Genomic DNA, 23,271 nt, shown 5'->3' on the forward strand with positions numbered 1-23,271 from the left:
CCGCCAGTGGCCACCGGTGTCATGGCTGACACACAAGCCAATGTCAGTGCCGGCATAAATCACCTCCGGCACACCAGGGTGGAAGCTCAAGGATCGGGTGATCGCATCGAATTCCAGGTCCTGCCCCAGGCCAAGGCGATGCCAGGTACGGCCGTCGTCGGCGCTGCGGATCACAGCCTGACCGACGGTGGCGACCAAAAGGGTTCCGTTACTCATTGCTGTTGCTCCTCAAATGAAGATGCCACGGGTCAGGCCGCCATCGATACCGATGGACTCCCCAGTCACTGCCCCAGCCTTGGGAGACGCCAGAAAACCAATCAGCCAGCCCATTTCGATAGGTGCCAAGGTGCGGCGAATCGGTGTCGCGTCGATGTAGCCTTGCTCGACCTGTTCCGCGGTCTTGCCCTGCTTGACCCCTTCACGCTCGTACAGCTCTTGGATATGCGGGGTATCCACCACGCCGGGGTGAATCAGGTTGACGGTGATGCCGGCCGGGCCCAATTGGTCGGAAAGGGTTTTGGTCATATGGGCAATGGCCAGGTTGCGCATGCCCGACAGCACTTTGCTGCCACGCCCGGTCAAGCCGCCGATATTGATGATGCGACCGAAGCCACCGGCTTTCATGTGCGGGGTCACGGCCTTGGCGCAACGGAAGTAACCGATCACCTTGGTGTTGAGGTCGGACAGTAGTTCGTCATCGCCGGCGTGCTCGATGTCGTTGCGCACCACCCCGGAAGGCGCCGCTGCACCGTTGACCAGAATGTCGATGCGGCCGAAGTGTTTGTGCGCGGCTTGCACCATGTCCGATACGGCGGACATCTGGTTGGTGTCACAGAACAGTGGCAGTACTTCGTTACCCGTCTGCGCGGTGATTTCTTCGGCCGCTTGCTGGAGAAACTCCATGCGACGTGCGCAGATCACCACTTTGCAGCCTTCCTGGGACAGAAAACGTGCGACTTCCTTGCCGATGCCCATGCCACCGCCGGTGACGATCGCCACGCGGCCTTGCAATTCCAGATCCATAGCAGTTCCTCTTGTGATTATTCAGCTCAGGCGAGATCGACAAACACGCTCTTGGTCTCGGTGTAGGCGTCGATCACATTTTTTCCCATTTCCCGGCCCCAGCCGGATTGCTTGTAGCCACCGAACGGCGAAGCCGGGTCGACGACGTTCCAACAATTGATCCACACCGACCCGGCCTTGAGCTGCGCCGCCACCCGGTGGGCTGAACGCAGGTCACGTGTCCAGAGGCCGGCGGCCAGGCCGTAGGGCGAGTCGTTGGCGCGCAGCACCAGTTCATCGATGTCGGACCAGCTCATGACCGTCAGGACCGGGCCGAAAATTTCTTCCCGGGCAATACAGGCGCGCTCGGCGCGATCAAGAAACACGCTGGGCTGAATAAAGTGCCCGCGCTCCAGGTGGGCAGGCCTGCCGCCACCACAGATCAGTTCCGCGCCCTCCTCCAGGCCCCGCTGCAGGTAGCCGCTGACCGTACTCAATTGCCGCGCCGACACCAGTGGCCCCATGCTGCTGGCCGGGTCCAGGCCGGGGCCCAGGACGTGAGCAGTCGCGTGACGCTGGAGCTCTTCGAGGACCTGATCGAGCACACTGGCGTGCACATACAGACGCGATCCCGCCGTGCAGACCTGGCCCTGGTTATAGAAAATGCCATCGGCAGCGCCCTTGGCGGCCCGCACGATGTCGGCGTCCGGCAAGATGATGTTGGGCGACTTGCCCCCCAACTCCAGCGATACCTTTTTCATATTGCTGGTGGCGCCTTGAGCGATCAGCCGACCCACCTGGGTGGAACCGGTGAAGGCGATCTTGTCCACGCCTGGATGCTGGGCCAGTGGCGCGCCGGTTGCGGCCCCAAGGCCAGTGACCAGGTTGACGACACCAGGAGGGAAGCCGGCGGCCTCGATCAGTTGCACCAACCGAATCGCCACCAACGGCGTTTGCTCGGCAGGCTTGAGTACCGCGACACAGCCCGTCGCCAGCACAGGGCCCAGCTTCCACACGCACATCGTCAGCGGAAAATTCCACGGCACGATCAACGCACAGACCCCTACCGGCTCGCGCAGGGTGTAGTTGAGCATCGGTGCGCCACTGGCCGGCGATACAGGCAGCGTGCTGCCTTCGATCTTGGTCGGCCAACCCGCGAAGTAGCGCACGATATTCGCCGCACTCGCCGCCTCACCACGAGCGGTAGCGATTGGCTTGCCGTTCTCCAGGGTGATCAGTTGCGCCAGTTCCTCGCGGTGCTGATCAAGCAATTCAGCCAGACGAAACAACAGCAGTCCGCGCTGGGCCGGCGACTGCCGGGCCCATTCGCCGTTGAACGCTGTGCGAGCGGCATCGACGGCAGCATCCACGTCACGCGCGTCGCCTTCGGCCACCTCGGTCAATGTGCTTTCAGTGGCGGGGTTCTCCACCGCAAAACGGCGACCGCTGGCCGCGTCCTGCCAAGTGCCGCCCAGGAACAGACGACCGGGCTGGGACAACAAGGCCTGGACCGCGGGTAATAATTGGATCTGACTCATAGCCCCCTCCTTCACAGCGCCATTTCAATCAGGCATGGACCGCTTTCGGCTTTGGCATTGGCCAAGGCTCGTTGCAGTTCGGCATTGGTGTGCACCGTACTGGCGGGTACGCCGTACCCTTTGGCCAGCGCCTTCCAGTCAATACGTGGGCGATCCAGCTCCGTCAGGCTCAAGGCTTCAGGGCCGAACTCGGTCACGCCAAAGCGGCGCAACTCGTTCTGCAGGATCGCGTAGCGATGGTTGGCTGCAATCAGGATCACCACGGGCAATTGCTCGCGGGCAATGCTCCACAGGGTCTGGATGGTGTACTGCGCGCTGCCGTCGGATTGCAGGCAGAAAACGCGGTTGCCGCGCTCCGCCAGGGCGGCGCCGAACCCCACCGGAATACCCTGGCCGATCGCGCCACCGGTGTTGGTCAGTACACGATGCCGTGCGGCATTGGCGGAGGCCGTGAAAAACGGATAACCGCAGGTGCCACCCTCCACCGAGACAATGCTGTCGTCCGGCAGTGAAGCCGCCAATACTTGCCCCACGGACTGAGGCGTCAGTTCGGCATGGCCGGGTGGCAGTGCAACGCCGATTGGCGTTGGCACATAAGCGGGCGCATCGAGGGCATCGGCCAGGGCCGTCAGTGCTCCGGCGACGTCGTCTCCCACCTCCGCCAGCGACAGCAAACGCTCACGCTCTGCCAGGCGCGACGGGATGCCCTCGTAACCGAAATAGCTGATGGGCTCTGGCACCCCGGCGCAAACGACTGCGTCATATTGGTCGAGGATTTCAATGGCCACTTCCGGGAAATACGGCAGGCGATCCAGATCCGGCAAACCGCCGCCGCGGTAGCTGAGCCGAGGAAAGGTCTCGGCAAACAAGCGCACACCTGGCAGTCGGGCCAGGCGCCCCGCCGCTTCCAGACCGGCAACGGACAGTCCTTGATCGCCCACGATAAACACCAGCCGCTGCCCATCACGCAGTGCCTGCGCCACCGCCTCGATCCGGTCACCGGCGAAACGCCGAACCGGCGCCTGCACCGCTGCGAACTCACCCTTGTGAGCCACGGCATTGGCTTGCAGATCCATGGGCAAAATCAGGCTGGCGATCTGCCCTTTGGCCTGCCAGGCAGCCCGCACGGCTTCCTGCAAGTCTTCCCCTGTCCCTGACGCGGTGCGCGAGGTGCGCACCCAGCCAGAGACGGTCCCGGCCAAGGCCTGGATGTCACTGGCCAGCGGCGGATCGTAATTGACGTGCCATGAGGCGTGGTCGCCAATCACATTGACGATGGGCGTATTCGCGCGGCGGGCGTTGTGCAAGTTAGCGATGCCGTTGGCGAAACCAGGCCCCAGGTGAGTCAGGGTCATCGCCGGCTTGCCGGCCACTCGACCGTAGCCGTCCGCCGCGCCGGTGCAGACCCCCTCGAACAAGGACAACACCGGCTTCAGGGCTGGTGCGTCAGCCAAGGCCGCCACCAACGGAATTTCTGTCGTCCCGGGGTTGGCGAAGCAGTATTCGATACCACTTGCCGCCGCGGCCTTCACTATCAGTTGTGCACCATTCATATCCGGCCCTCTTGCTCGAACGCTTGTCGTGTTTGAGATTTATCACACACAAGAGATGACAAAACAACCTATTTTTTATCGTTAAAATCATATTATGAGATTTTTGCAATTTTAACACCTAAAAAAACCGCGACTGCGGTTATATTTCTCAAGTACTGCAATGCGGTCTTTCCATGACCGGCTCGCCTACCTATAGTGCGTACCTATTTGCCCCCTACATGCATTCGCCCCCTACATGCGATCCCCTTCCTAGGAGAAAAATGAGCAGTCTGAGCAAAATGCTGAGCGTCCTGGACCTCTTCGGGCCCCAAACGCTGAAAATCGCCCCCGACACCATCGCCGAACGCATGGGGTTGTCGCGGGCAACCGTGTACCGCTACGTCAAGGATCTGTGTGACGCCGGTTTACTGACCCGAGTGGATGCCGGCCATTACGGCCTGGGGCCGCGCATCATCGAACTGGACTGGATGATGCGTCAGTACGATCCCATTCTTGTGGCGGGTCGTGAGTTGATGCACGAACTGTCCGAGGAGACCGGCCTCGCCGTGTTCGCCAGCGTTTTTTATGACGGCCACATCATCAACACCTACATCGCCGAACCCACTGACACCTACCGCTTCGCTTTTGGACGCGGCCAACCGTTGCCGTTTTTTCGCGGTGCACAGTCCAAGGTGCTGATCGCCTTCCAAAAGGGCCGGCGCCTGCAACGCTTGTTTGAAGAGCACCTGGCCAATACGCCCGACAACCCTTACGACTGGGCCAGTTTTTCCAAGGCAACGAAGAAGATCCGCAAGGACGGCTATTGCCTGACGCAGGACGAACTCAACCTGGGGCTCACCGGTATCGCCGCGCCCATCATCAATCGCGAAATCGATGAGGTGGTCGGCAGCCTGTCGGCCGTCGGCAGCAGCCAAAGCTTCAAACTGCTGCGTCAGGAAACGGTCATCGACATGGTGATGGAGACGACCCGACGCATTGCCGAAAACATGCAAAATCAGGTCGCCGCAGCCGAGTAACAGACAGCGACTGTGTCGTCAGAACGGAACAGCCAGTGTCAATTGGCTGTACACGTTGGTGCCGTTACCCGCTACCTGATTGCCTCCGGTCGTTGCATCCTGTTTTGGCTTGTAGAACCCCATCAGCGGGGTAATGATCAGGTGCGGGTTGACGGCCCACTCGGCATACAGATCCAGCTCACGCCCATCCAGGTTCAGCGCGTTGCTTTTGCGCAGGGTGTCGTAATCAAAATACAGCGCACCCAGGGTCAGGTTTTCCATCGGCGTGGCTTTCAGACCGACATGCTGGATAGCCGTATTGCTGTTGAACGGTCCAGCGTAATTGCCAGCGACTTCACCCTGAAACCACGTACCGTATCCCGTACTCAAACCGGTAAACAGTGAGTCCCAGCGCTGCGAGTAACGGGTGTAGCGGTACGTCAGTTTCGGCGCCCAGGCGACGTCGGCGAACGTGTAGCCGGCCTCGGCATACCAGGCTTTCTGAGGGCCGGCATCCTTGTCCTGCCAGGCGTATTCAAAGGCCAGGCTGGCATTCTCGATTCCGGCGTCGCCTTCACCGCGAACGCTGTAGACGTTCATGCCCTTGCGCTGCCGCTGAAAATCGCTTGCCCATTGATCGTTCACGTCAAGGCCATGCACCCAGGTCAATCCCAACGTGCCCGCCTTGGCGGTGTAGTCCAGGGTGCCTGCGGCCAATTCGGTTTCGGCTTGAGCACGGTTGTCAGACTTGAGCCACGCCAGGCTGCCGTGCACCCCATCCTGCCCGCCCAGACGCACGACGGCGGTTTGATCGAAAGCGTGCCGCGCGGCCAGATAATAAGCACCGCCACGGTTCAAATGACCATCGACGGGCCCTTTGCCCATGTTCGGCCCATCATCGTTGATCAGGAACCCGCGCCCCAGCTTGACCACCTGGCGCCCGCCGGAGACATCGACCCCATCCTTGCCCAGCACCGGGAACAGATCACCGGAGCGCCAGCCCAGGTAAGCATCCTCGATCTTGGTAGTGCGTTCGGTACCGAGGGTGTTGCCGGCAGGGTCACCATCCCCCCAGGTAGCGGAACTGACCAGGCTGAACGCACCGTAAGCGGTGCCATTACCAGCCAACGCCTGGTCGCCACTTAATCCGTACTTGATAAAGCCTTCCCGCCAGGTAGATCCCCCCGGCGTGCCGTCATAATTCTTGCGACTGTTGAACTGACCGAACACAGCCAGGATATCGGCGTTGACGTGGCGGCTCTCATCGGCGTACAGCTCGTACGCCTGAGCCTGGCCGATGGCCGAAAGCGCCAATGCACTGACAAAACTGCTCCTTGAACATTGAGTTCGCGATAGATAGCGCATGGTTGAAGCTCCTTATGGTGCGCGTTTGATGGGTGGACATAAAACCGACGCAACCTCGCTGCGTCGGTTTCTTGTGCGCCGACTAGCGACAGTTGGCTAGGGCCGTATCCAGGGCGGACGCGATCATACCGGCTTCATCGGACGTGAGGGTTAAGGGCGGCGAAAGAACGATCTTATTAGCGATCGGACGCACCAGCACCCCGATGCGGCGCGCTTCATCAGCGATGCGTGAGGCACGGCCGGAGGCCGGATCGAGCGGCTCGCGGGTGGTCTTGTCCGCCACCAGGTCCAGCGCAATCATCAACCCCTTGCCGCGCACTTCACCCACCACGTCATAGCGCTCAGCCAGTGGTTGCAACTGCTCCAGCAACTGCGCTCCCACCCTCCCCGCATTCCCCGGCAGATCCTCGGCTTCGACGATATCCAGTACGGCCAGGGCCGCCGCACAGGCGGTCGGGTGCCCGCTGTAGGTGTAGCCGTGCATGATCACACTGCTGAAACCCGGACCGTTTTCGATCGCATCGACAATGCGCTGGTTGAAGACTGTAGCCCCCATGGGGATGTAGCCGGCGGTGATGCCTTTGGCCAGGCACAGAATGTCCGGGGCGACGCCCCAGCCTCGACTGCCGAGCATGCAACCTGAACGGCCAAAGCCAGTGACCACCTCATCGGCGATCAGCAGAATACCGTGGCGATCGCAGACTTCTCGCAGACGTTTCCAATAGTTCGCCGGCGGCACGATCACACCACCCGCGCCTTGCACAGGTTCGGCGATCATCGCCGCAATGGTCTGCGCCCCCAGCAACGCGATCTGATCTTCAAGCTGGCGAATACAGTGGTTCGTCAGCTCCTCGGGGTCACGGCAATCCCAGGGGTTGCGATACAGCCAAGGCGTGTCGAGTAAATGGCAGCCCGCAAGCAGTTGCCCGTGGTTGTAATGGTAAACACCATTGCCGCCCACCGAAGTGCCGCCCATGTGCACGCCGTGGTAGCCGTTGCGCAGCGACAGGAAGCGGATGCGTCCGGGTTCGCCACTGGCGATCCAGTATTGGCGCGCCATTTTCAACGCGGTCTCCACCGCATCGGAGCCACCGGAACTGAACAGCACCCGCGTCATGTTCTCTTGGGCAAACATGGACGTCAGGCGCTCGGCCAGGTCGAACACTCGGGGGTGAGCGATGCCGTCGAACGTCTGGTAATACGCCAGCTCATCCAACTGCGCGGCGATGGCTGCTTTAACCGAAGAACGGTTGTGTCCAACGTTGACGTTCCATAAGCCGCCTACGCCGTCGAGCATGCGATGCCCCTCGATGTCGGTGATGTAGTTGCCCTCACCGCGGGCGATGATCAAGGTCTTGGACCGATGCGCCGGTGCGGAAGAACTCATCGGGTGCCAGAATTTCTTCTGCGCTGTCTTATATTTCTCGTACATGATTCAGCTCCTCACTCAGTGTCACGCTTTCTTTTCGCGCACCGACAAGCCGCCCGATATAGGAACGGATCGGTATTTTCGTATTGGTTGAACTGTGCTGCGCGGGGCTTTAAAGTTTGTGGCTACCCAATGCCAGGTACCGTTCCGGCGACGTCTTGCGAAGTCGAGCCGCCAGGAACACGCCGGCCAGCAGGGCCGCGGGAATAATGGCGCAGAGGCTGTATGACAAGGCCACGCTGGCGCCCGTCAGTACATCGAAATGCACCACGGCGAGTACCAGGACCGCCATTAGGGCAAGGCAAGAGAAACCGGGGAAAATCCGCCCACGCCAGATCCCCAGCTTGAGTTCGGGGTGGCGCCGGAAGAAGACGAATACCGCTGCCGAAGTGATCGCCATCAGTAAAATCACGCAAAGCGTGGCCAGGTTGGACAGCCAGGCAAACAGCTGCAGGATCGGATCGGCATCCATGGCGGCAAAAATCAGCACGACCACGGCAGAGATCAGGCTTTGCAACGCCGAGCCCATATGTGGACTCTGGTGGACGCGATGGGTAGTGCCCAGCCGGTGCGGCAACAGGCCGTCACGCCCGATCGCGTAGAAGTAGCGTGCCGCTGCGTTATGAAAGGCCAGCAGCCCGGCATAGATACTGACCATGAACAGCACCCGGATAATCTGAGTCAGATACGGGCCGACAAAGTGGTCGGACATGCCATAGATAAACGTCGTCGGGTCCTGCAAAGCCTGAAGCGTGGTCACGATTTTGTCCGCCCCTACGCCCACCACCATCGACCAGACCGACAGCGCGTAGAAACCACCGATCAGCAATACCGAGCAGTAGGTGGCAATCGGGATGGTGCGTTGCGGGTTCTTGGCCTCTTCGCCGTAAATGGTCGTGGCCTCGAAACCGATAAACGCCGCGAAGCAGAACAGCAAGCCGATTGACGGTGTGCCGCTGAACACATGACTGCGATCAAACGAGTCGAGATTGATGCCACTGTCACCCCCGGTCTTAAGAATGGCGAAATCCAGGGTCAGAATGGCCAGATACTCGGCAATCACCACAATCGAGAGCAACCGGGCCGAGAGATCAATCTTGCGATAACCCAGAATCGCGATGCTGGCCATCGCCATCAACGAGTAAGACCACCAGGGTAACTCCAGGCCGAAGACGGTGGCCATGGTGCCGCTGACCACGCCCCCGAACATGCCATAGAGGCCGACCTGAAGGATGTTATAGGCAAACATCGCCAGCACCCCCGCCGCTCCTCCTGCCATACCACCCAGGCCTCGGGAGGTGAAGGCATAGAAACCACCGGCGTTGGTGACATGCCGGGACATGGTGGTATAGCCCACTGAAAACGCCAGCAACACCAGCAAAGCCAGGAGCAACAACGCCGGTGTGCCCGCGCCATTGCCCACCATGATGCCAATGGGAAAGCCACCGGCAATGACACTTAACGGGCTCGCCGCCGAAACCACGAAGAAGATAATGAAGCCGACACCCAGGGCGCCACGCTTCAACTCCGTCGAGCTGTTGATCGGGATAGATACGCTCATGTTCTTGACCTTATTGTATGAGGCAGTCGCTGTGGGATCGGTGCAGTCAACCGCTCACTGTCACCGAATAGCTTATTGTTCTTGTCGCACGCTGGATTTGATCCTATGCCTCCCCGTGAACGCCTCGCTATCCCAAATCGGTAACATCGCAGACCCCGCCCCAAAACAGGTCAAGGCAACCTGCAGGGTTGTGCCGATTCGGGATAACCGCCTGGCTTTTCATGCCCGCAACATAGCCTCGCGAGGTCTTGACCCAGAGGCGGGCCGCCATACCCTGACGTTGGAGGGATCGCCGTATCTATCCACTTCGGCGCAGGAAATCCAAGCCATGCTCTTCACTCGTCTTACCCTCCAGTCGCGCATCACACTCTTGAGCGGGCTGTGCCTGCTGACGGTCATGGGCGCGTTGATCGGCGCCTCGATGTATCAGAACCAGCAAGGTGCCACGCTGTTGAAACAGCAGAGCAGCCAATTGCTCGGAGAGTCTGCCCTGCAAAGCCTGCAAGCCCAGACCGCTGCCCACAGCCAACGAATCGAACGATTTTTTAACGAAACAGCGCTCTATGGCCAGGGGTTCGCCCAGCAGGTCCTTCTATTGCGCGCACAAACGCTCAACGGTCGCTTGACGGCGGAACAACTGCGCCACGACCTGATCGGCATTACGCGCCAGGCCCTGTTGAACCGAGACAAGGTACTCGGCCTGTATGTGGTGTTGCTACCGGATGCACTCGCCGGCAGCGATGCCGACTTCACAGGACAGCGCGACTTGGCCAGTAATGAAAAGGGACGTTTTGCCCTGTATTGGTCGCAGAGCCAGCCGGGACAGCTGGTTCAGGAAGTGCTCAGCGAACCCCAGATCTACGCCAACACCGCCCCAGCCGACAGCGAACCGGAGAATGCCTGGTACCTCTGCCCCCAGGCACAGTTACGCACCTGTGTAGTAGAACCCTATGCGGTCGAGGTGGAAGGCCGTAAAACCCTGATGAGCAGTATTTCCGTGCCGCTGATCGACAAGGGTAAAACCATCGGGGTCGTGGGCATGGACATCAGCCTCGAAACCTTGCAGATGCTCGCGACCCAATTCAGGGAAGACCTCTATGGGGGCCAAGGCGAAGTGACCCTCCTGTCGGCAGCAGGCCGGGTGGCCGGCCATAGCGGTACCGTCTCGCAGGTCAGCATTGACGTACGGCAAACACTGCAAACCGTGGCCGCCAATCCACCGTGGCAACTCCAGATAAAGGTTCCGGAAGCCTTGGTACAGGCCCCTGCTCGAGCAATGCAAACGCAATTGGACGACAAGAGCCGCCAGGCCAACTGGCTCAATCTGTGTCTCGGGTTGCTGGCAAGCGGCCTGGGCCTGCTGCTGATCTGGCTCGCCGCCTATGGAATAACGCGCCCACTGCTCAAAGTTGCCGGCCTGCTGAATGCCATTGTCGAGGGCAACGGCGACCTGACCCAGCGTCTGCCGGGTGGCCGTCACGATGAACTGGGTCAATTGGCTAACGGGTTCAATCGCTTTCTCGATAAATTGCAGCCCATCATTCGTGACATTCAGTCGGCCTCCCTGGATACACGCAACACCGCCGATCGATCATCACTGGTTGCCCAGGAAGTCAGCGCAGGCATGCAAAGGCAGTACCGGGAGGTCGAACTGGCCGCCACTGCGCTGCATGAGATGAGCGCCAGCGCCCAGGAAGTGGCGCGTCACTCTCACCTGGCGGCCGAGGCAGCGGCGGTCGCCGAAAGCGCGAGCCGGTCGGGCCATGAAATATTCGCCAGCGCTGTGTGCAGCATCGACCTCCTGGACCAGCGCCTTGAGACAACCCTCAAGCAAGTGCACACGCTGGCTGACAACAGCCAACAGATTGGCCAAGTGCTGGATGTCATCTGCGCCATTGCACAACAGACCAACCTGCTGGCCTTGAATGCCGCCATTGAAGCGGCCAGGGCCGGCGAACAGGGGCGCGGTTTCGCCGTGGTGGCCGACGAGGTCAGGCACCTGGCGAGCAACACCCAAAGCTCGGTCGAGCAAATTCGCACGGTGATCGAAGCGCTGCAACACCTGAGCCAGGACGTGGTGCACAGCACCCACCTGAGCCGCGAACAAGCCAGTCACAGCGTGGCTCAAGTGGAACAGACCCGCACGGCCCTGGAGCGTATCGCCAGCGCCGTGGACGTGATCGAACAACTGAACCAGCAAATCGCCAGCGCAGCCCTTGAGCAAAGTGCAGTCGTTGACGACATCAGCCATCGGGTCAGCGATATTCGAAGTGTCAGCGAAACACTGACCACCCGCATGCAGGACGCCTCACAGGCCAGTCACTCGCTGCATGCCATGGCGAACCACCAGCAACAACTGGTGGGCCATTTCCGGGTGTGAGCCGATGGGCGAGGTTACGGTTTTTTGCGGGTGTGCAGCCAACCGCCCCCTCACCTCACTGCAAGGCGATACGCGCCGTCAGTTCCGATGCCGCGCCGGTCACCAGGTCACACAGGTAGCTCTGCTGAAACGCACGGAACCGCTCACTGCGCCCAACCAGGGTCATGCTCCCGAGGACTCGCTGCTTTTCGTCGAAGATCGGCGCCGCGACGCCACTGCGTCCCGGGTGCAGCTCGTTTTCGCTGATACAGTAGCCCTGCTTGCGAATGGCGAGCAGGTTCTTGGTGAACGGCTTCCACTCCAGCCCCAGATGCAGCAATTGGGATGGGTTAGCGTGAGCGTCGTAAATTCGTCGGATCTGGCGCGGCAGCAGATAAGCCAATACGACCCGGGAGGTCGCGCTGTGAAAAAGATCGATCGGCCGCCCCTTGTCACCACCGACCGGTCCGGCATCGGAGCCACGATGGATCAACACGTTGACCACTGAGTCGCCATGCCACTCGCTGACCAGTGCATCCAGGCCGGTGTCGGCGACCAGTTTGTCGGCCAGGTCCCGGCTGCATGCCAACAACGGATCGTAGTTCGCCATCTGATGCTCCAGCGTGACGATTCGCGGGCCGAGCGCGTAACCGCGCGGCAATCGCTTCAAAAAGCCCGCGTCACCGAGTTCGCGCAGATAACGATAGGCGGTGGCGGGCGTGTAGCCGAGCTCCTGGCAAACGATGTCTATATCGATCACCGGCTGTTCCGGACGGAACAGGTCGAAGACCATGAGCAGGCGGCGAAGGCTATTCATCTTTTTCTACATCCTTGTGGAGTCGACGGTCACCCCGCCGCTGAGTGCTGCGGGCTACTGTTCAGGCACGAGCGCAATCGGTGATGGCAGCGCGGGCGGTATGGGACGGCAACTCTGCAAACAGCTCCTGGTATTCCGCCGCAAAATGGCTGAGGTGATAGAAGCCCCACTGGGCAGCAGCATCGCCGATCGAGAGATGCGACGCACGAGTGGACATCAAGGTTCGGCGCACACCGTTGAGCCTGACGGAGCGCAAGTAGTTCAGCGGCGTCGTCTCGGCAACCGAGCGGAAGCTGTTCTGCACGGTACGCCGACTCACGTGGAGTCGCTGGCACAACTCGTCGACGCTGGGCACGTTCATCATCTCTGCGGTCGCCAGGCGGTGGCATTTCTCGACAATGAAGCTGCGCGTGGAGCTTGGGGTGCGCTGGTGCTTGTCGCAGGCCGGGTCGGTCATGAGTTGCAGCAACTCGCCGAGCATGGCCTGCTCCAGCTCAAGCTCGCGCGCGCTGTCGAGTTCTTCGTTCACCAGGGCCCGGGAGAACATCGCCAGCAATCGGCGACGAGCTTCTGCAAATCGCGGCGTTGAAACCCTGATCACCGGCTGACGCAGCAACAGGCTGACCTCCTTCGCCGACGCTGTTTGCGCCAACGCCTGCTCGAACAATTCACGTTCGAAGGTAATGGACAGCAGCTCCATGCCCGTCGGCATATGGAACATGAACTCCTCGCCACCGTGAAGAAAGAACAGGCTGCTGTCATCCACCTCCCGCCCCTGCATCCGAATCGAACCCGGGACGGTGATCGGCACGGCAAAGCACATCTTGCCTCGGGGTGCCACGCCGTGCTGCACGACACGCTGGTTGATCTGCTCGCGAAATACGTGGCAACGCGCAGTCGTCAACTGCATCAGCGAACTCTCGGTCGAACCGGCGGTTAACTGGCTGTAGTCCTGGCTCCACTCCTGGACGGTGGCAGCATGGACATGGATGTCTCGAAAATGGCTAATACTCTGATTCTTCATGATGTACGGAAGCCTCTGCCAATATTCTTGTTTTTAGACCGCCATCCTATGCGCTATTTGCACATAGTGGAAATCCTGCAAATTCCTTGGGCAATTGTCAATTCGCCGGAATTTGTGTTCGGGGTGGTCCACTCATGTGCCGATTCGGGATACCGGCCAGGAACCCGCAACGAGGATGATCGGCACACAGAAACCGACATCCAGAGGTCGTCATGAGTGAAGCCAAACTAGAATCCCTCCACTTCGCGGATGCTCCGCGAATTACATCCAGCACACTTCCCGGCCCCAGGACCAGCGAGGCCCTGGCGTTGTCGGCGCGGACCGAGTCGATGGCGCGCGGCGGCGGACGCATGCCTGTGGCCATGGACCGCGCCTTCGGCGCGACCTTCAAGGACCCGGATGGCAACACCTACATCGATCTGTCCGCTGGCGTGGGCGTCAGCAGCGTAGGCCGCTGCCATCCGAAAGTGGTGCAGGCCATCCGCGAACAGTCCGAAGTGCTGATGCATGCCCTGGAAGTCAACAGCACCCGGCGTACCGAACTGGCAGCCAAGCTCTCCGAGATCGCGCCCGACGGCTTGCGTGGCGACTGCATCACCTTCTTCACGCAAAGCGGCAGCGATGCGCTGGAGGCCGCCATCAAGTTCGCCAAACGCATCACCGGGCGGCACCAGATCATCGCCTTCCACGGTGGCTACCACGGCGTATGGAACGCCTCGGGTTCCCTGACGACAGGCACGGCCTACCGCAAGGGCTACGGTGCGCAGATGGGGGGTGTCATTCACGCCCCCTACCCTTATGCCTACCGTTTTCCCTTCGACACCACTCACAAAAGCGCCGAGCAGATCGCCGGCGAGTACGTGGACTACCTGCTAAACACTCCCTACACCGCCGCCGATGACGTGGCCGCCGTGATCGTGGAACCAGTGCAGGGCGAAGGCGGCTACGTGCCCCCCTCGCCAGAGTTCCTGCAACTGTTGCGCAAGGCATGCGACCGCAGCGGTACGCTGCTGATCGTCGATGAAGTGCAGTCCGGCGCAGGGCGCACCGGCAAGATGTGGGCGGTCGAGCACTCGGGCGTGAAGCCAGACATGCTCACTTTCGGCAAAGGCATCGGCAGCGACCTGCCGATGGCCGGCCTGATCATGCGCTCGGACCTGGCGGCCGCGATTCCTGACGGATCAATGCCCAATACCTTCGCCGCCAACTCGTTGTCCGCAGCAGTGGCGCTGACCAACATCAGCATCCTGCAAGACCCGGAGCTCGATCTGCTCAACCGCGCTCACACGCTGGGGCTGGACGCGCAGGAACATATCCGTGGTTTCGACAGCCCGTTCGTTGGTGAAGTACGCGGTCGCGGCCTGATGATCGGTATCGAGCTGATCGAAGACCCGGTCAGCAAGGCTCCCCTGGCGCCCGAAAAAATCGGCCAGCTCATGGGCTACCTGTTGAACCACGGCGTGCTGATGATTCCCTGCGGTCGCTACAGCAACGTGATGCGTGTCATGCCCTCGCTGACGATCTCGCGCGCCCTGTTCTTCAAGGCACTGGACATCTTCGGCGATGCCCTGGCTTCCCTCAAGGCATGACCTGACCACTCCACATCACTCATGGATCCAAAAATGACTGAGCACTTGAATCACTTCATCGAAGGCGCGTCCTTCGAAGCCTCCGACGGCCGTCGCATAAACCTCGTCAACCCCGTGACAGAACAGGTTTACGGTAGCTCCGCACGCGGCACGGCGGAGGACGTGGACCGCGCCGTGGGGGCCGCGCATCGCCAACTTGAGGGTGGCGCCTGGAGCCAGCTCGACGGGGCCCAGCGCGGTCGATTGCTATCGAAACTTGCAGACCTGGTTGAACGCGACACCGAATTGCTGGCCGATCTGGACGCCAACGCCATCGGTCGCTCACCCATCGAACCGCGTCGGATGGACTTGCCTAACGCGATCGCCAATCTGCGCGCCGCTGCCGGCTGGGCCAACCATCTCGAAGGTCGCACCATTCCCACCGGTGGCTACTTCGGCTCCAAGACCCTCTCGTACACGGTACGGGAACCGGTGGGCGTGGTCGGAGCCATCGTTCCCTGGAACTCACCGCTGATGATCACGGTCTGGAAGCTCGCCGCTTTGCTGGCAGCAGGCTGCACCGTGGTCATCAAGCCTTCGGAAGAGACGCCGCAGTCTGCCCTGCACCTGGCGGCGCTGGCTCAGGAAGCGGGCTTCCCTGACGGCGTGATCAACGTGGTCACCGGCTACGGCGAGGAAGTGGGTCGCGCCTTGTGCGAACACCCGCACGTCGCCAAGATCAGCTTCACCGGCAGCCCCGAGGCCGGACGCGAGATCCAGCGCACCGCCGGTGTGCTGTTCAAGCGCGTGGCACTGGAGCTGGGCGGCAAGAGCCCACAAATTGTCTTCGACGATGCCTCTTTCGAGGACGCGCTGCGCGGCTGTGCACTCGGCCTGTTCGCCAACCAGGGCCAGGTCTGTGCAGCCGGCTCGCGCATCCTGGTACAACGCAGCATCGCAGATCGCTTCGCCGCGGCGCTTGCCGATGCCGCTCGAGCAGTCAAGGTGGGCGACCCTCGGCAGCCCGGCGTACAGATGGGGCCGGTGGCCAAGAAAGCGCAATTCGATCGCGTTAACCGTTACATTCAACTGGGCATCGACCAAGGCGCCTCGCTACTGGCCGGCGGTGTATCGAACCCTGGGCAGGGCTGGTTTGTCCGGCCGACTATCTTCGCCAACGCCCGCAACGACATGGCGATCGCCCGAGACGAAATCTTCGGCCCCGTCGGTACGGTGATCACCTTCGACAGCGAAGAGGAAGCTGTCGCACTGGCCAACGATTCCACCTACGGTCTGGCGGCCACGGTCTGGACGACCGACCTGGTGCGGGCGCACCGCGTAGCCGCTGCGGTGAAGGCCGGTGCCGTGGGCATCAACTGCTGGAGCCCGCTGGACGCCAACCTGCCCTGGGGCGGAGTCAAGACCAGCGGCATTGGACGTGAAGGAGGGATTAGCGGCGCGTTGGCCTACACCGAGGAGAAGGTCATCACCGTGCTGCTGCCTGCCTGAAAACAATCCCTGCACTGACTGAACCACCCTCGAAGCCTTGTGCCGTAGAGGGTGACAGTTTAAAAGTGCGGCCTTGATGCCTTTGATGATCAATGGAGAGACCGCAATGAACCCGATAAATCAAGAGACAATCGATCGGTACCCGATGTCCCTGCGAATTTTGCACTGGGTGCGCGCCGCGCTCATTGCAGGCCTCCTCTGGGCAGGCTGGCATATGACCGGTCTGAATGACGAAGTGGCGAGCAAGTACGAGCTCTATTACCCGTGGCACAAATCCTTTGGGGTGTTGGTGTTTCTGGTGGTCCTGACTCAGGTCGCCCTGCGTTTTCGGACCCCCGGGCTTCCGCAGCCGCTGGAAACGCTGGCGAGGTATGAAAGGTTCCTGTCAAGGCTTACGCAGCGTGTCATGTATGCGCTTGTCGTGATCGTGCCGTTGATGGGGTACTCAATGTCGAGCACCTACACGATGAGCGACGGGGTGTTCTTTTTTGGGGTCAACCTGCCGGAGCTCCTGCCGAAAAATGACAATTGGTTCGTCGTCTTCCAATGGCTGCACAAAGTGCTCGCCTACACCCTGCTCGGCCTGATCGTGTTGCATGTCGCGGGCGCCCTGAAACACCGGTTTTACGACCGGGACCCTCAAAACGACGTCCTGCGCCGCATGCTGTGACTTGATGAGGCGTGGACGCAAGACGTCCACGCCTTCCTGGCTCTGACCAGAGGGGGCCCAGTCACTTGCGTACGTGGTTCTTGAAGTCTTCAGCTCTGTTGTGCTTACCTGCTACCTGTTCGGCCCAGGTCTGACGAGGTGAGCCCGCCATGCTGAAATCACTCGTAGTTATCGCCGTTGGCGCGTCACTTGGTGCCTGGTTGCGCTGGCTCCTGGGCATGAAGCTAAACGCCCTGTTCCCCACGATTCCCCCGGGCACTGTGGTCGCGAACATGGTCGGGGGCTACATCATTGGCCTGGCTATCGCGTTTTTGGCCGCATCCCCCACCCTGAGTCCCGAGTGGCGCCTGCTGATCATCACGGGTTTCTGTGGCGGGCTTACCACCTTTTCTACGTTTTCGGCCGAAACGGTTGCCCTGATCCAGGAAGGCAGACTGCTCTGGGCGCTCGGCTCAATTTCATTGCACGTCGTAGGCTCGTTGGTGATGACTGCTGCCGGGCTTTTGTCCTATCAAATCATTGGCATGCGATGAGGAGATGAAAATGAAAGGTTTTCTCGTGATTTTTTTTACTCAACAGAACCGTCGTTATCAGGGAAAAATGCTTGGCGAATGGATTGTCGATGTGGCCAAGGAGATGGGGCTGCGTGGTGCGACTCTCTCTACAGGTATCGAGGGTTTTGGACACACCGGTCGGCTGCACTCTTCGCATTTTTTTGAACTCGCGGATCAGCCTACGGAGATTCGCATGGCTATCACCGAGGACGAATCCGAAAGGTTGCTCAAGAGGCTGGAGGTTGAGGAAATCTCTGTGTTTTACATAAAGACCCCAATCGAGATGGGCTTCGTCGGTAAAAAAGCCACTTAGCCTGGCCCCTCCTCGATCGCCTGTTGCCTGGCGACGTCCCATCGGGAATGCGCCACCGCCGGTGGCGCATCTGATCAAGATACCGGCAACAAACCTTTGTCGTTATGGCGCGAGCGGCGACTCAGAAAGTCACCCACACGATGAACTGGAAGTAAGTGTTCGTTGATGCGCTCCCGCTCTGCAGGCCACCGTCCCCGAGCCACTTCTCCGGCTTGTAGAAGCCGACCAGCGGCGAGAGTGTGACGTTATCCGTCACCATCCAGTCCAGAAAGAGGTCGACCTCGCGTGCGGTGAAGTCCCGCTCATGCCGACGGGAGAGCTGGTGATAGTTGAAGGCCATTGCGTTAAGGGTCAATTTCTCGGTCGGATTGACGGAGAGGAGCACGTCGTTGATCGCCATGTTCGAGGTCACTGAACCTGCGTAGTTCGCGGCGATTTCACCCTGGTATCGCTTGCGAAAACCTCCCTGGAACAGAAAGTCATAACCTTCGGAATAGCGCGAGTATCGATAGCTCACCGTCGGTTGCCATGGGGTGTCGGCGAAGGTGTAGCCCGCGTCGAAGAACATCGCCCGTTGTGACCCTGAACGTTTTTCCTGACGTGCCACCTCGAATGCAAAGTCGGCATTCTCGATCCCGGCATTGCCCTGCCCACGAATGCTGTAGATGTTCATGCCCTTGCGCTCAAGCCGATCACCAAAGGCAAATCGCTCTTCAACATCGAGGCCATGCACGTACGTCGAACCGATTGAGCCGACGGGCGTCGTGTAGTCGAGGGTGGCGGCAGCCACTTCAGTCTTCGACTGCCCGGGGTTATCGGATTTGAGCCATATCAGGCTACCGTGAAGGCCCTGCGTACCACCCAGTTTCAAGACTGCCGTATTCCCGAACGCCAGCCGCGGGCCAAGGTAAAAGGCGCCACCACGATTGAACCGGCCATCCGTGACGCCCTCGATTGGGTTAAAGGCCTTCCCGGGGGCGAACCCGTCATCAGTGATCAGGAAGCCATCCACCGTAACGAGCTGGCGGCCAAAAGAGAAATCAACGCCGTCCTTGCCCAGTGCAGGAATCAGATCGCCGGACTTCCAGCCCAGGTAGGCGTCTTCCACGGCCGTTCTTCTTTCATCCCCGGCAGTGAGCCCACCCGCGTCCCCATCGCCCCATGACCCCGTGCTGATCCAGCTGAGCCCGCCATAGATCGAACCGGCATTGATCTTATCCGTCGTGCCGTTGAGACCGTACTTGGCGAAGCCTTCTTGCCACCGCATCCTGCCGGGCTCCCTCTGCGGGTCGCCGATGTAGTTCTTCTCGCTGCCGAACCAGCCGAACCCCGCCCAAAGGTCGGCGTTCAGGACAGTTCCACCCTCGTCTTCGTTATAGAGCTGGTAGGCGTGTGCCTGCGGCTCAAACGTGCAGAGTGCAACCAGTGAAAGTAATGGGGCGTAATTGGCGGTGCGCATGACGTCTCTCCTGTTTTTATATTTATGAGGCGAGCCGCGAGTGTTCCGGCTTGGGTTGCCCGAGCGGTAACCCAAATCAGCACTTGCAAGGGGCTGACCGCCCCATCCCCCTTCGCGCGATACCTCCCCTGCTGCAAAACACCCTCAGCGCCTTCAATGGTTGCCGTTTTGGGCTACGGCCTCTGAACGCAACACCCCTATGCTGGGCCCATAAGAATCATAAGAACCGAGGCACCCGTCATGACCCCTTTGTCACCCTCCCCGCTGTTACGTCAGGGGCTTTGTCTTCTGACGCTCATCGCCTGCAGTGCCCTGCCGCCTGTTGCCAGTGCCCACCATTCGTTCGCGCTTTTCGACCAGACCCAGACGATCACGATCAAGGGTGTCGTCGAGCGCTTTGCCTGGACCAATCCTCACATCACGATTTACCTCGATACACCCGGCCCGCCGGCCCAGCGATTCAAGATCGAGACGGGCAGTGTCAACGCGTTGCAGCGCACTGGCTGGAGCGCTGACTCGATCAAGGCCGGCGAGAGCGCCGAAGTGTCCTTCAAGCCGCTGAAAAACGGTGAGCCGGGCGGGCTGCTCGTGGAAATCAAGATCGGTGACGTCGTGCTTTCGGGCGGCGGATGAGAGACGTCCCTCCCCGCCTTCATGACGACCGAACTGAACAGACCAGCAGCGTGGAGACGTTTCAATGAAACCGACACGAATCTTGAACACGGCAGTGATCTTCCTGGGCGTCGTCCTCGTCGCCGGGATGTGCAACGCGACACCTTCGAAACCCCAAAACGACAAACACAGCGTGGGCACACGCCCCGACATCAGCGGCACCTGGGAAAGAACCCCGGACGACTGGTTCGGTGAGAACCCGGACGATCCGGTGCACCCCGGCGGACCGATGGACCTGAAGGCGCCCTATGCCGACGAATACGCCGCGCTGAAGAAGAGACAAGCCGTGGCGAACGAGGCCGGAACACCGTTGGCCACAACGAGCTCCAGATGCCTGCCCGAGGGAATGCCAACATTGATGGCGGCGCTCTTCCCGATCCAGATCATTCACGACGACAAGCAAGTGATCGTCCTCGGCGAGTATCTCCAGCAGGTACGCCGAATTCTCTTGAACGAAGCGATGCCTGCGAAAGAGAAGCTGGACCCTAAATATCAAGGCCATTCGCGCGGTCACTGGGAAGGCGACACGCTCGTCGTGGAGACACAACGCGTACGAACGGACGTGAGCTTCTACGACGTTCCGCACGGCAAGGATATGAAGATCACCGAACGCATCAGGCTACGGGGGCCGGATCACTTGGAGAACCAGGTCGTGATCGAGGATCCGCAGGTGCTCAACACCCCATATCGCTTCACGTTCGACTACAAGCGATCCAACTACGCCATTCAAGAGTACGTCTGCGAGAACAACCAGATCGTGATCGACAGCGAGGGCAAGGCATCCCTCAGCCGCGAGTGAAGCCCCCATCAATAATCACCAGGAGGTGACCGGATGGAACGACTGACAACAATCAGCATCCTGCGGCCGACGCTGCAAAGCGCCCTGCTGTTGCTGATCCTCACGTCAAACACGTTCGCAGAGGTGCCGCGCATGCCCACGGCCATCGCGGTGCCGCCCTCCGGCAAGCCTCCGCTTTCTTCGGCGAAACGCCCGGGCACCGAATACAGCGACCTGGACAAGTACGGCTACGTCGAGGAGGAGTTTTACCTGCAAGGCGTCGCCCCGGCCATCACCGCCTCGGGCAAAAACCTCTTCGAGGCGCCTTACACCACCCGCATTCTGGTGCGTAAACCCGCAGACCCCGCGCGCTTCAATGGCACGGTCGTGATCGAGCCGTTCAGCTGGTTCGGCGAGCGCGGCGCGGGGTGGATCCTGACCCGCGACTACTTGCTGCGTCGCGGCTACGCGTACGTCGGGTACACGCTGAATGTGAACAAGCCGCCAGTCGATCCCAAGTTCATCTCAGACACCCCGGCTGCCCAGGCCGAGCAGATCGCTCAGTACGGACGGATCGTGAACTTCGAGTTCATGCGCCGCTTCGACTTTGCACGCTACGCGCCGCTGGGCACCTATTACGACCCGGAACACTTCACACGTGGTGAAGCTCCCGATCCGTTCGCGCCACAATCCCAGGGCATCGCGGCGCAACTGGCGTTGCTGCTTAAAACCAATGCAGCGCAAAGCCCGTTGGCAGGTCTCGACGTCCAACGCGTCTACGTCAATAGCTGGGCCGTGACCGCGCAAGTCTGGATGGACTACCTCGACCAGGGCCGGCACCAGCAATGGCGCATGCCCGACGCAAGGCCGCTGATCGATGCCTACATGACCGGCCGCATGGCCTACGGAGAAGTGGGCGGCGACGTCATCCGGCTGCCGCGCCAGACGCCCGACGGCGTGCCGTTCGTGACCGTCTACAGCCAGTCCGAACTGATGCACGACGTGATCGAAGGCATCAACCTGCCGCCAGACACCGACAGCCCGCAGATTCGCTACTACGAAGTGACCGGCATGCCGCACCTGCGGCTGGCCGACCTCGGTACGGAGCATACCGAACAGCTCGCTGCCGACATCGGCAAGGGCGACGACCCACGGTGCCGGACGCTGTACGACGAACCGGCGGAGCTGGTCGTCTCGGCGCTCCTGGATCGCATGGACCAATGGGTACGCGAGGGCAAACCCATGCCGAAGGCCCCGCGGGTCGCCCGCGAGGGCAAAGCCGCCGCGCGCGACCCCGCTACCGGCAACCTGCAAGGGGGCGTACGCCCGCCGTGGATCCAGGTGCCCAGTGCGACCTACCTCACTGATCAGGAGACCGGTTGCGGCCTGATCTACGACACCAAGGTGCCTTACTCCAAGGACGTGCTTGGCCAGCGCTACGGGAGCTTCAGCAACTACGAACAGAGATTCGAAGACGCCAAAGCCCTTTCGATCAAGGAAGGGTACCTACTGCCAGAAGATGCCGCGGGCCTGCGTTCGATCGCAGCACCTCAAGACTTCTAACCCAATGTGGAAGAACAGCAGATGTCATCATCACTCGTCATTGCCTGGATCTATGCGTCACCGTTGAGCACAACCTTCAGGGACATACTCTGGATCATACCCAGCGTCCAGAGCATTCATATCATGGCCATCACCGTGCTCTTCGGCTCGGCGGTGATCTCCGATCTTCGGCTGGCGGGTGTGCTCGCCACGGACGAGCCCTTGCGTGGCGTCGTTCGCCGGTACTACCCGTGGATGCGCAATGCGCTCCTCGTCCTGCTCTTCACGGGGTTGATCATGATCATCGCCGAGCCTGATCGCGTACTCGTCAACTCGACCTTCTGGCTGAAGATGGCCCTGGTCGTGAGTGCGTTCACCCTGACCTTGCTTTTACGGCGCCCCCTTCTGCGCCCTGCCGACGATGCACAACGTGATGGCAAGCCCCCTCTTGTCAAGGCGCTAGCCTGGCTGTCGATCGGCTTGTGGTGCGTCGTCATCATCTGTGGTCGCTGGATCGCCTACGCGATCTAAGCGTTTTCAACGAAAGCTCTGAGGTATTCGCC

The 23,271-nt window shown here is 60.6% G+C and carries 20 protein-coding genes and 2 pseudogenes; 12 read left to right on the plus strand and 10 right to left on the minus strand.

Annotated features, from left to right (window positions below; genetic code table 11):
• The 4 genes and pseudogenes from PMI21_RS25695 to PMI21_RS25680 form a co-directional block, all read right to left on the minus strand.
• Nucleotides 1-216 (minus strand): annotated as a pseudogene (locus PMI21_RS25695) (glycosyl hydrolase); the annotation flags it as partial.
• A 12-nt stretch (nucleotides 217-228) separates the two neighbouring features.
• Nucleotides 229-1,023 carry an SDR family NAD(P)-dependent oxidoreductase gene (locus PMI21_RS25690; RefSeq protein ID WP_007933800.1) on the minus strand — a complete coding sequence of 265 codons (795 nt, stop codon included), beginning with the start codon at nucleotides 1,021-1,023 and terminating at the stop codon, nucleotides 229-231.
• Nucleotides 1,024-1,049: 26 nt separating this feature from the next.
• Nucleotides 1,050-2,540, minus strand: a complete 1,491-nt coding sequence (locus PMI21_RS25685) for an aldehyde dehydrogenase family protein (RefSeq protein WP_007933802.1) — start codon at nucleotides 2,538-2,540, stop codon at nucleotides 1,050-1,052.
• Nucleotides 2,541-2,551: 11 nt separating this feature from the next.
• Nucleotides 2,552-4,093 (minus strand): acetolactate synthase large subunit, encoded by a 1,542-nt coding sequence (locus PMI21_RS25680; RefSeq protein WP_007933803.1) that lies wholly within the window; start codon nucleotides 4,091-4,093, stop codon nucleotides 2,552-2,554.
• 260 nt (nucleotides 4,094-4,353) lie between these two features.
• On the opposite strand from PMI21_RS25680, the gene PMI21_RS25675 reads away from it, so the two are divergent.
• Nucleotides 4,354-5,109 (plus strand): IclR family transcriptional regulator, encoded by a 756-nt coding sequence (locus PMI21_RS25675; RefSeq protein WP_007933804.1) that lies wholly within the window; start codon nucleotides 4,354-4,356, stop codon nucleotides 5,107-5,109.
• Between the two features lie 18 nt (nucleotides 5,110-5,127).
• Here PMI21_RS25675 and PMI21_RS25670 read toward each other — a convergent pair whose 3' ends face one another.
• The 3 genes from PMI21_RS25670 to PMI21_RS25660 all read right to left on the minus strand — a co-directional run bounded on the left by PMI21_RS25670 (nucleotide 5,128) and on the right by PMI21_RS25660 (nucleotide 9,443).
• The gene (locus tag PMI21_RS25670; protein WP_007933805.1) at nucleotides 5,128-6,453 is read right to left on the minus strand and encodes a hypothetical protein; all 1,326 of its coding nucleotides are present in this window, start codon (nucleotides 6,451-6,453) and stop codon (nucleotides 5,128-5,130) included.
• An 82-nt stretch (nucleotides 6,454-6,535) separates the two neighbouring features.
• Nucleotides 6,536-7,885: an aminotransferase class III-fold pyridoxal phosphate-dependent enzyme gene (locus tag PMI21_RS25665; RefSeq protein ID WP_007933807.1), complete on the minus strand. Its 1,350-nt coding sequence runs from the start codon at nucleotides 7,883-7,885 to the stop codon at nucleotides 6,536-6,538.
• Nucleotides 7,886-7,994: 109 nt separating this feature from the next.
• Nucleotides 7,995-9,443, minus strand: coding sequence for an APC family permease (locus PMI21_RS25660; RefSeq protein WP_007933809.1), 1,449 nt, complete (start codon nucleotides 9,441-9,443; stop codon nucleotides 7,995-7,997).
• Nucleotides 9,444-9,864: 421 nt separating this feature from the next.
• Between PMI21_RS25660 and PMI21_RS30110 the strand changes: the two are divergent.
• Both PMI21_RS30110 and PMI21_RS30115 read left to right on the plus strand, forming a co-directional pair.
• A pseudogene (locus PMI21_RS30110) lies at nucleotides 9,865-10,965 on the plus strand (PDC sensor domain-containing protein); the annotation flags it as partial.
• A 102-nt stretch (nucleotides 10,966-11,067) separates the two neighbouring features.
• A complete protein-coding gene (locus PMI21_RS30115; RefSeq protein WP_443200754.1) occupies nucleotides 11,068-11,823 on the plus strand; it encodes a methyl-accepting chemotaxis protein in 756 nt (251 codons plus the stop codon).
• Between the two features lie 55 nt (nucleotides 11,824-11,878).
• Here PMI21_RS30115 and PMI21_RS25650 read toward each other — a convergent pair whose 3' ends face one another.
• Nucleotides 11,879-12,619 (minus strand): IclR family transcriptional regulator, encoded by a 741-nt coding sequence (locus PMI21_RS25650; protein ID WP_007933812.1) that lies wholly within the window; start codon nucleotides 12,617-12,619, stop codon nucleotides 11,879-11,881.
• A 61-nt stretch (nucleotides 12,620-12,680) separates the two neighbouring features.
• Nucleotides 12,681-13,643, minus strand: a complete 963-nt coding sequence (locus PMI21_RS25645; protein WP_007933813.1) for a helix-turn-helix domain-containing protein — start codon at nucleotides 13,641-13,643, stop codon at nucleotides 12,681-12,683.
• Nucleotides 13,644-13,855: 212 nt separating this feature from the next.
• On the opposite strand from PMI21_RS25645, the gene PMI21_RS25640 reads away from it, so the two are divergent.
• The 5 genes from PMI21_RS25640 to PMI21_RS25620 all read left to right on the plus strand — a co-directional run bounded on the left by PMI21_RS25640 (nucleotide 13,856) and on the right by PMI21_RS25620 (nucleotide 18,257).
• On the plus strand, nucleotides 13,856-15,232 hold the full coding sequence (locus PMI21_RS25640; RefSeq protein ID WP_007933814.1) for an aspartate aminotransferase family protein: 1,377 nt from the start codon (nucleotides 13,856-13,858) through the stop codon (nucleotides 15,230-15,232).
• Nucleotides 15,233-15,265: 33 nt separating this feature from the next.
• Nucleotides 15,266-16,720, plus strand: coding sequence for an aldehyde dehydrogenase family protein (locus tag PMI21_RS25635; RefSeq protein WP_007933815.1), 1,455 nt, complete (start codon nucleotides 15,266-15,268; stop codon nucleotides 16,718-16,720).
• A 106-nt stretch (nucleotides 16,721-16,826) separates the two neighbouring features.
• A complete protein-coding gene (locus PMI21_RS25630) occupies nucleotides 16,827-17,390 on the plus strand; it encodes a cytochrome b (protein ID WP_007933816.1) in 564 nt (187 codons plus the stop codon).
• A gap of 149 nt (nucleotides 17,391-17,539) precedes the next feature.
• On the plus strand, nucleotides 17,540-17,923 hold the full coding sequence (gene crcB / locus PMI21_RS25625; RefSeq protein ID WP_007933823.1) for a fluoride efflux transporter CrcB: 384 nt from the start codon (nucleotides 17,540-17,542) through the stop codon (nucleotides 17,921-17,923).
• A gap of 10 nt (nucleotides 17,924-17,933) precedes the next feature.
• The gene (locus PMI21_RS25620; protein WP_007933824.1) at nucleotides 17,934-18,257 is read left to right on the plus strand and encodes a DUF190 domain-containing protein; all 324 of its coding nucleotides are present in this window, start codon (nucleotides 17,934-17,936) and stop codon (nucleotides 18,255-18,257) included.
• A 121-nt stretch (nucleotides 18,258-18,378) separates the two neighbouring features.
• Here the strand turns inward: PMI21_RS25620 and PMI21_RS25615 are convergent, their stop codons facing one another.
• The gene (locus PMI21_RS25615; protein ID WP_007933825.1) at nucleotides 18,379-19,716 is read right to left on the minus strand and encodes a hypothetical protein; all 1,338 of its coding nucleotides are present in this window, start codon (nucleotides 19,714-19,716) and stop codon (nucleotides 18,379-18,381) included.
• Between the two features lie 240 nt (nucleotides 19,717-19,956).
• Here PMI21_RS25615 and PMI21_RS25610 point away from each other — a divergent pair, with 240 nt between their 5' ends.
• The 4 genes from PMI21_RS25610 to PMI21_RS25595 all read left to right on the plus strand — a co-directional run bounded on the left by PMI21_RS25610 (nucleotide 19,957) and on the right by PMI21_RS25595 (nucleotide 23,239).
• Nucleotides 19,957-20,349, plus strand: a complete 393-nt coding sequence (locus PMI21_RS25610) for a DUF6152 family protein (RefSeq protein ID WP_007933826.1) — start codon at nucleotides 19,957-19,959, stop codon at nucleotides 20,347-20,349.
• 64 nt (nucleotides 20,350-20,413) lie between these two features.
• On the plus strand, nucleotides 20,414-21,187 hold the full coding sequence (locus tag PMI21_RS25605) for a hypothetical protein (RefSeq protein WP_007933827.1): 774 nt from the start codon (nucleotides 20,414-20,416) through the stop codon (nucleotides 21,185-21,187).
• Nucleotides 21,188-21,220: 33 nt separating this feature from the next.
• On the plus strand, nucleotides 21,221-22,729 hold the full coding sequence (locus tag PMI21_RS25600; protein WP_007933828.1) for an alpha/beta hydrolase domain-containing protein: 1,509 nt from the start codon (nucleotides 21,221-21,223) through the stop codon (nucleotides 22,727-22,729).
• Between the two features lie 21 nt (nucleotides 22,730-22,750).
• Nucleotides 22,751-23,239, plus strand: coding sequence for a DUF6644 family protein (locus tag PMI21_RS25595; protein WP_007933829.1), 489 nt, complete (start codon nucleotides 22,751-22,753; stop codon nucleotides 23,237-23,239).
• Nucleotides 23,240-23,271: the final 32 nt, after the last annotated feature.

The organism is Pseudomonas sp. GM18 (genome assembly GCF_000282195.1).
GTDB lineage: Bacteria > Pseudomonadota > Gammaproteobacteria > Pseudomonadales > Pseudomonadaceae > Aquipseudomonas.

Bases quoted from the DNA above. Each gene is read 5' to 3' on its own strand.
- PMI21_RS25690 (WP_007933800.1), bottom strand. From the start codon at position 1,023: ATGGATCTGGAATTGCAAGGCCGCGTGGCGATCGTCACCGGCGGTGGC.
- PMI21_RS25685 (WP_007933802.1), bottom strand. From the start codon at position 2,540: ATGAGTCAGATCCAATTATTACCCGCGGTCCAGGCCTTGTTGTCCCAG.
- PMI21_RS25680 (WP_007933803.1), bottom strand. From the start codon at position 4,093: ATGAATGGTGCACAACTGATAGTGAAGGCCGCGGCGGCAAGTGGTATC.
- PMI21_RS25675 (WP_007933804.1), top strand. From the start codon at position 4,354: ATGAGCAGTCTGAGCAAAATGCTGAGCGTCCTGGACCTCTTCGGGCCC.
- PMI21_RS25670 (WP_007933805.1), bottom strand. From the start codon at position 6,453: ATGCGCTATCTATCGCGAACTCAATGTTCAAGGAGCAGTTTTGTCAGT.
- PMI21_RS25665 (WP_007933807.1), bottom strand. From the start codon at position 7,885: ATGTACGAGAAATATAAGACAGCGCAGAAGAAATTCTGGCACCCGATG.
- PMI21_RS25660 (WP_007933809.1), bottom strand. From the start codon at position 9,443: ATGAGCGTATCTATCCCGATCAACAGCTCGACGGAGTTGAAGCGTGGC.
- PMI21_RS30115 (WP_443200754.1), top strand. From the start codon at position 11,068: ATGCAAAGGCAGTACCGGGAGGTCGAACTGGCCGCCACTGCGCTGCAT.
- PMI21_RS25650 (WP_007933812.1), bottom strand. From the start codon at position 12,619: ATGAATAGCCTTCGCCGCCTGCTCATGGTCTTCGACCTGTTCCGTCCG.
- PMI21_RS25645 (WP_007933813.1), bottom strand. From the start codon at position 13,643: ATGAAGAATCAGAGTATTAGCCATTTTCGAGACATCCATGTCCATGCT.
- PMI21_RS25640 (WP_007933814.1), top strand. From the start codon at position 13,856: ATGAGTGAAGCCAAACTAGAATCCCTCCACTTCGCGGATGCTCCGCGA.
- PMI21_RS25635 (WP_007933815.1), top strand. From the start codon at position 15,266: ATGACTGAGCACTTGAATCACTTCATCGAAGGCGCGTCCTTCGAAGCC.
- PMI21_RS25630 (WP_007933816.1), top strand. From the start codon at position 16,827: ATGAACCCGATAAATCAAGAGACAATCGATCGGTACCCGATGTCCCTG.
- crcB (WP_007933823.1), top strand. From the start codon at position 17,540: ATGCTGAAATCACTCGTAGTTATCGCCGTTGGCGCGTCACTTGGTGCC.
- PMI21_RS25620 (WP_007933824.1), top strand. From the start codon at position 17,934: ATGAAAGGTTTTCTCGTGATTTTTTTTACTCAACAGAACCGTCGTTAT.
- PMI21_RS25615 (WP_007933825.1), bottom strand. From the start codon at position 19,716: ATGCGCACCGCCAATTACGCCCCATTACTTTCACTGGTTGCACTCTGC.
- PMI21_RS25610 (WP_007933826.1), top strand. From the start codon at position 19,957: ATGACCCCTTTGTCACCCTCCCCGCTGTTACGTCAGGGGCTTTGTCTT.
- PMI21_RS25605 (WP_007933827.1), top strand. From the start codon at position 20,414: ATGAAACCGACACGAATCTTGAACACGGCAGTGATCTTCCTGGGCGTC.
- PMI21_RS25600 (WP_007933828.1), top strand. From the start codon at position 21,221: ATGGAACGACTGACAACAATCAGCATCCTGCGGCCGACGCTGCAAAGC.
- PMI21_RS25595 (WP_007933829.1), top strand. From the start codon at position 22,751: ATGTCATCATCACTCGTCATTGCCTGGATCTATGCGTCACCGTTGAGC.